The organism is Roseateles sp. P5_E11, from assembly GCF_054049355.1.
Window position 1 is genome coordinate 1 of record NZ_JBFUMO010000320.1, and the last position, 6,717, is coordinate 6,717.

Sequence of the window (6,717 nt, forward strand, 5' to 3'; positions counted from 1 at the left end):
GGCGAACATGGGCGAGGTCAATGTCCCGCGCGATGAACGTGAGGCAGTGAAGGCGATCGATATCCAGGCATTGCGCGACGTGGTCGACCAGTGCCTGCTTGAGGAGCGTGCCTTCGCCTTGAGGGAACTTCGGCTCGAGAGCTGTGGACCGTACGTCTACACCAAGCTCCGGGCGTACGAGCAGGCATTGCGTGACCACGCTGCCGCGAAGGCAGCGAAGAAGCGCGAGACGACCGGATACAGCGCCCGCCGCGCGGGCAGTGACCTGATGGCTGCGGTCGAGGCGATGAAGCAGCGCGTGAAGACTGAGGAACAGGAAGACCAGCTCTTCCATGTCGACGACATGATCTCGCCGCCCGTGCTGTTGAACGAGCATCTGAGTGTTCGCGTCAACTACCACTGGCGCCGGGCGATCGAGGACGAGTGGACCTTCGGCAGCATCACGTTTCTCCACGACGTCGACATGCAGCCCGACTACAGCGTGTCGCCGCCCAGCCGCAAGCCCAGTGCTGCGAAGCAGGCGGAGGCGCGGCGGGAGAAGTTCCATGGCGAATGGGAGCAACTGATGAGGCAGGCGCTCTACTCGGTAAAGGAGTTTTTCAGGAAGGGCGGTGTTGGCGAGGCGATACCGAAGACATTCCGGGCCAGGTCGGACGGCCACCCGCGAATGCYGAACAACTTCAGCTGCAAGTTCTGGCAGGAGCCGCCAACGGCGTGAAGCCGGAATGGCGGCGCCGTCCGGCACCGTCAGAAAGGCAGCTCAGCGTCTTCGTCCAGGTGCAGTGCACGACGTACCTGCTCAGGGGCGCCGGCCTTTTGCGGGTCATCGACTATGACGTGGAGCCGGATGCGGCGGGTGCCCATGCCGCGCAGGCCGGGGTGAACCTGGGCGGGAATCGGACGAAGCCAGATCGAGAGGCCGGTGGGTACGCGAGCCGGCGTGGCGAGGTGGACCTCGTCGATCTTGTCGGTGTAGTCGATCCCGCGTAGGTCGGCTTCCAGGACAAATCGTTCGTCAAAGCGCTTGGGTTCCATGGTGTTCAGTGGCGTGTCGCCCGCGCGGGTCGCTTCGGGCGACGGCAATACAGGATGAGGTCGTGCAGACCTTCGTGCTCGTCCGCGAGCAGTCCGCTGCGCACAGTCCAGGTCTGCTTGTCGGGCCAGTAGTCGATGTCTTCGTCGTGCGCGCGCACGACCAGGTGGCCGTCAGGGGCAACGCTGAATTCGATCCCCGCCTGCATCAGCCAGTGTGCAGCGCCGGGTGCCGGAGGTGGTTCATGGCGCGCGCGCGTCAGATCCTCGATGGCCAGCATGACCTTGACGCACTCGTCGTAGCTCAGGCTGGCGACGTGGGCCGCTTCCGGCGGAATGCTCAGCAGGCGCGCCATCCAGCCGTAGGCCTCGCCGCGGGTCATGCACGCTGGCGGTTGCCACATCGCGTCAAACAGGCGATGGGTCTCGATGCGCGCGGCGCGCAGATCCTCGTTCGCCAGGCTGCCCATCGGCAGCGTGCCGTCGCTGGTGATCTGGTCGCCGCCAGGCAGCTTCACCTGGGCACCCGCCCTGTGGCACCCGACGTGGGCGTCGCAGCAGGTGCACCTCCAGATGTTCCGTTCCGCCAGCTCTGGCCGCTCTGGGTACATCTCGGCGCCCGTTACCAGCTCGACGGCCGAATGGCAGTACGGGCAGCGTTCGGGCGGACCCAGCGGGACGCGCGGTGCGGCATCGATCATGGAAAGCTCGGCGGCGTGCATCTGCGGGTGGACGTTAGCGTGCTGGATGGTGTACTGTATAAAACAACAGTATCTCACGCCACCCCTCATGTCCGCGCACCCTGTGGAGGGCATTCTGTCCCCCACGCTTTCCCCCTCCAAGCAGCTTGAGCTGCTCCTCGCACCCATGCCGGTTGCCAAGGAGCCGCCCGTGGCCGCCGCGGCGGCGCGCGCAGTAGAGCCGGAGCTGCCTGTCAATGAGAGCTCGGCATCAGCGGGCCCAGTCTGCCTGGCGTCGCCCACGCAGAACGCTGCCGACACGGCGAGCGAGTTGCCGCCGGAGCTGGTGGACTCGGTCTGGCGGGCCAGCGAACTCGGCCGCGGTCACGCCGGCTTTGTGGCCACGGGATTTGCGGCGCTCGATGCCGAGCTGCCAGATGGAGGATGGCCCTGCGGCTGCATGGTGGAGATCCTGCAGTCGCAACCCTCGCTGATCGAGTGGCGCATGGTCGGGCCCAGCCTCGCACCGCTCGTCAAGGGCGGCCGGTCCGTCGTCGTCATCGGCCCGCCGCGGTTGCCACACCTGCCTGGCCTGCGCCATCTGGGGCTGGACGAGAACTGCCTGGTCTGGATCAAGGCCGACAAGCCGTCGGATCGTCTGTGGTCGGCCGAGCTGCTGCTGCGTGCGAATGCCGCGGCCGCGGTGCTGGCGTGGTTGCCGCACAGCCTTCCCGGCCAGTTGCGGCGCCTGCAGGTGGCGGCGCAGGGCTGCGAGGGGCCCGTGTTCGTCTTTCGCCCGCTGGACGCGCGCTTCGATTCGTCGCCGGCACCGCTGAGGCTGGCCGTCTCTTCGCAGCTGGACTGGCAGCTCAAGGTGGAAATCGTCAAGCGCCGCGGGCCTGCCCATGAATCGCCGCTGCTGCTGGACTCGGTTCCAGGTGGCCTCAATCACGTGCTGACGCCGCGCATGCGCCGGCCCAGCCTCATCGTTCGAAGCAAGGAGGTCCGACGCCATGTTGTGGGTCGCCCTCACAACCCCGCTCACACCGCTGCCGCCCGCCTCGCCGAAGAAGTCCTCGCCCGCGCTGCCGCCAGCCTCCGCTGAGGCTCTGCGCGGCATCGCGCTGTGGGCTCTGACGTTTTCACCGAGGGTGGCGCTGGTGGAGGGGTGCGCCGTGGTGCTGGAAGTGCAGGGCAGCTTGCGGCTTTTCCGCGGGCTGGATTCGTTGAAGGCACGCATCGCCGCCGAGGCACCGCAGCTGGGCGTGGTGAGCACCGGCTGGGCGCCGACCGCGATGGCGGCGCTCGTGCTGGCACGCTGCGGGGTCAACCTCGACGGCCGGCCGCTGACGGCAGTGCTTGATGATCAGCTGCTGCCAGCACTGAGCGCTGCAGCCAAGCATGTGGCGACGCTGACGCATGCGGGCATCAGCACGCTGGGCCAGCTCAGGAAGCTGCCACGCAATGGCATCAGCCGACGATTCGATGAGTCGCTCCTGGTAGCCCTGGACCAAGCGTATGGCTTGCGGCCGGAGGCCTTCAAGTGGGAACAGATCCCCGAAGACTTTTTTGCGCGTGTCGAGCTGCCGGCCCGAGAGGACCAGGCCGAAGCACTGATGGCGTACGCCAAACCGCTGCTGATGCAGATGTGCGGATGGCTGGGCGCGCGGCATTCCGGCGCCGAGGGATTCCGACTCACGTGGATCCACGACTCCATGCGCGCCAAGGATGTCGGGGACTGCGGTGAGCTGGTCATCCGGTCGTCCACGGCCGGACGCGATGTGGGCCAGTTCAGCAAGCTCCTGTCGGAACATCTGGGCAAGACCGAGTTGGCGGCACCGGTCGGCGAGCTCAGGCTTGAGGCGGTTGGCGTCGAGCGCGTCACGGAACAAAGCCTGTCGTTGCTGGCCAAGTCATTGAGCGCCGGCGAAGCACTCGTTCCCGTGCTTGAGCAGATCGCTGCGCGGCTGGGCGAGGATCACGTGGTCCAGCCTTACGAGCTCGACGATCACAGGCCCGAGCATCAGACCCGTTGGGATGTGATGGCCAAGCGACGTGCACGCCAGCCGCGTCTGGCAGAGCCTCTGCCAGCACCCACCTTCCTGTTCCCCGAGCCGAAGCGGCTCGCCATGCAGAACGAGCGCCCGCAGTACCAGGGCCCGCTGTTCCCCATCCTGGGCCCAGATCGGGTCGAGGGCGGATGGTGGGACCGGGTGCCGGGTGAGGCGGGTGTGCCCGGTACGACGCGCCATGTCGCGCGCGAATATTGGATCGCCGTGTCCAAGGTGGCCGGGCCGCTGTGGATCTTCAGCACGCGGCAGGACGATGGCACGCCGGCCTGGTATCTGCACGGCACGTTCGGCTGAGGCCATGGAGCCGCGATGGCCGTGCTCCCCGATTACGCCGAGCTTCGGTGCGTCAGCAATTTCAGCTTCCTGGAAGGAGCGAGCTGGCCGCAGGAACTGGTCGAGCACGCCAAGCAACTGGGCTACTCGGCCATCGCGATCACGGACATGTGTTCGATGGCCGGCGTCGTGCGCGCGCACGTGGAGGCCAAAGCCCAGGGACTGAAGCTGCTGGTTGGCTGCCAGTTCGCCGTCACCTGCGACTTCCCGTTCACGCTGGTGGTGCTGGCCTGCAACCTCAACGGCTACGGCAACCTCTGCCAGCTCATCTCCAGGCTGCGGCGCCGCTCGGAAAAGGGCACCTATGAGATGACACCCGAGGACGTGACGCCGGGCTCGCTGGACGACTGCGTCGTCATCGCGTGCCCAACGCGTCATGCCCTGCCGCCAGCGCTGATGCGGCTCGGGCGCTGGCTGCTCACGCATTTCACTGGCCGGGTCTGGTTTGGCCTGGACCTGCTGCGACGCGCCGACGACGAGATCCGGCTGCTGCGCATGCGCGACATCAGCGCAGATACAGAGATCCCGCTCGTGGCCGTCGGCAACGTGACCATGCACCAGCGCGGCCGGCGCGCGCTGCTGGACGTCATGACGGCCACGCGCATCGGCAAGCCGTTGACCGAGTGCGGCCGGGCGCTGGAGATCAACGCCGAGCGCCACTTGCGAACGCGCGGACGGCTGGCGCGGACCTTCCCGGCCCACCTGCTGGAGCAGACGCTCAAGGTCGCGGCGCAGTGCGACTTCAGCCTCGACGAAATTGGCTACCAGTACCCCGCTGAGGTGGTTCCCGCCGATGAGACCGCCAACAGCTACCTGCGCAAGATCACCTACGAAGGCGCAGGCAGGCGGTGGCCGGATGGCATCCCAGCGACGATCAGCGAGCTGATCGAGCGCGAGCTGGCGTTGATCGAGGAGCTGAAGTACGAGCACTACTTCCTCACCGTCGCGGACATCGTCATGTTTGCTCGCCGCGAGGGGATCCTGTGCCAGGGACGCGGCTCGGCAGCCAACAGCGTCGTTTGCTACGCCTGCGGCATCACCGAAGTGGACCCGGCGCGGATGAACGTCCTGTTCGAGCGCTTCATCTCCAAGGAGCGTAACGAGCCGCCCGACATCGATGTGGACTTCGAGCACGAGCGCCGCGAAGAAGTCATCCAGCACATCTACAAGAAGTATGGCCGGGAGCGCGCCGCGCTGACGGCCGTCGTCATCAGCTACCGCGTGAAGTCGGCGCTCAAGGACGTCGGCAAGGCCCTGGGCTTCGAGCTGCCACTGCTGGACCAACTCAGCGGCAACTACGGCTGGTGGGACAGCGCCGAGCTGGACACGACGCGCCTGTCCGAGGTCGGCCTGGACATCGAGGACCTCGGCGCACAGCAGCTCATCGCGCTCGTGCGACAGCTCCTGTCCATGCCGCGGCACATGTCGCAGCACCCGGGTGGCTTCGTCCTGACGCAGGGGCCGCTGTCACGCATCGTGCCCATCGAGAACGCGTCGATGGATGACCGCACGATCATCCAGTGGGACAAGGATGACATCGACGTGCTGGGGCTGCTCAAGGTCGACGTGCTGGCGCTCGGCATGTTGACGGCGGTCCGCAAGGCACTTGCAAACATCAGCGAGACGCTGGGCTACCCGTTCTCGGTGCAGGACATCCCCGCAGAGGATCCGGCCACCTACGCCATGATCTGCGAAGCCGACACGGTGGGCACCTTCCAGATCGAGTCACGGGCCCAGCGCAGCATGCTGCCGCGCATGCGCCCGGTCTGCTTTTACGACCTCGTCATCGAGGTCGCCATCGTCAGGCCCGGCCCCATCGTGGGGAACATGGTCCACCCCTACCTCAGGCGCCGCCAGGGCAGGGAGCCGGTCACGTATCCCAGCAAGGCTCTGGAGGCTGCCCTTGGCCGCACGCTCGGCGTGCCGCTCTTCCAGGAGCAGGTCATGCAGGTCGCGATGATCGCGGCGGGCTACACCGGCGGCGAGGCCGATGCGCTGCGGCGCGACATGGCGGCCTGGAAGCACAAGGGAGGCCTCAAGAAGCACTACGAGAAGATCGTGAATGGCATGGCCGCGCGCGGCTATGACCCCAGGTTCGCTGAAGACATCTTCAAGCAGATCGAGGGCTTCAGCGAGTACGGCTTCCCGGAGAGCCACGCCGCGAGCTTTGCGCTGATCGTCTACGTCAGCTGCTGGATCAAGCGGCACTACCCGGCGCAGTTCCTGACCGCCATCATCAACTCGCAGCCGATGGGCTTCTACCAGCCGGGTCAGCTCGTGCGCGACGCGCGGCAGCACGATGTTGATGTGCTGCCGGTGGACGTCATGTACTCCGACTGGGACTGCACGCTGGAGACGCACAGCCACGGCCAGGTTGTGCGGCTGGGTCTGCGGTTGGTCGACAAGCTCAAGAAGGCCTCCGCCGACGCAATCAGCGCCGAGCGAAGACGGGCGCCGTTCGACAGCGCCGAAGACCTGGCCGTGAGGACCGGCCTCAACCAGCACCAGATGACCTGCCTGGCCGCGGCGGATGCGCTGACGAGCCTGTCAGGCCATCGTCGCCAACAGGTGTGGGACGCCGCGGCGCCGAGGCTCATGCC

At 66.7% G+C, this 6,717-nt stretch carries 6 protein-coding genes; 4 read left to right on the plus strand and 2 right to left on the minus strand.

What is annotated here, in order from left to right; translation table 11 throughout:
- Nucleotides 1-718, plus strand: a 718-nt coding sequence (locus ACXJKR_RS20530; protein ID WP_457324387.1) for a hypothetical protein, incomplete at its 5' end; no start/stop codon positions are given.
- 29 nt (nucleotides 719-747) lie between these two features.
- Here the strand turns inward: ACXJKR_RS20530 and ACXJKR_RS20535 are convergent.
- Together ACXJKR_RS20535 and ACXJKR_RS20540 are read right to left on the minus strand one after the other, a co-directional pair.
- Nucleotides 748-1,035 (minus strand): hypothetical protein, encoded by a 288-nt coding sequence (locus ACXJKR_RS20535; RefSeq protein ID WP_457324388.1) that lies wholly within the window; start codon nucleotides 1,033-1,035, stop codon nucleotides 748-750.
- Between the two features lie 5 nt (nucleotides 1,036-1,040).
- Nucleotides 1,041-1,754 (minus strand): zinc-finger-containing protein, encoded by a 714-nt coding sequence (locus ACXJKR_RS20540; RefSeq protein ID WP_457324389.1) that lies wholly within the window; start codon nucleotides 1,752-1,754, stop codon nucleotides 1,041-1,043.
- 145 nt (nucleotides 1,755-1,899) lie between these two features.
- Here ACXJKR_RS20540 and imuA point away from each other — a divergent pair, with 145 nt between their 5' ends.
- From imuA to ACXJKR_RS20555, 3 genes are all read left to right on the plus strand, one after another.
- Nucleotides 1,900-2,817, plus strand: a complete 918-nt coding sequence (gene imuA, locus ACXJKR_RS20545; RefSeq protein WP_457324390.1) for a translesion DNA synthesis-associated protein ImuA — start codon at nucleotides 1,900-1,902, stop codon at nucleotides 2,815-2,817.
- On the plus strand, nucleotides 2,726-4,078 hold the full coding sequence (locus ACXJKR_RS20550) for a Y-family DNA polymerase (RefSeq protein WP_457324391.1): 1,353 nt from the start codon (nucleotides 2,726-2,728) through the stop codon (nucleotides 4,076-4,078). Before imuA ends, ACXJKR_RS20550 begins: the two co-directional genes overlap by 92 nt.
- A 15-nt stretch (nucleotides 4,079-4,093) precedes the next feature.
- The coding region (locus ACXJKR_RS20555) for an error-prone DNA polymerase (RefSeq protein WP_457324392.1) at nucleotides 4,094-6,717 on the plus strand (2,624 nt) is incomplete at its 3' end.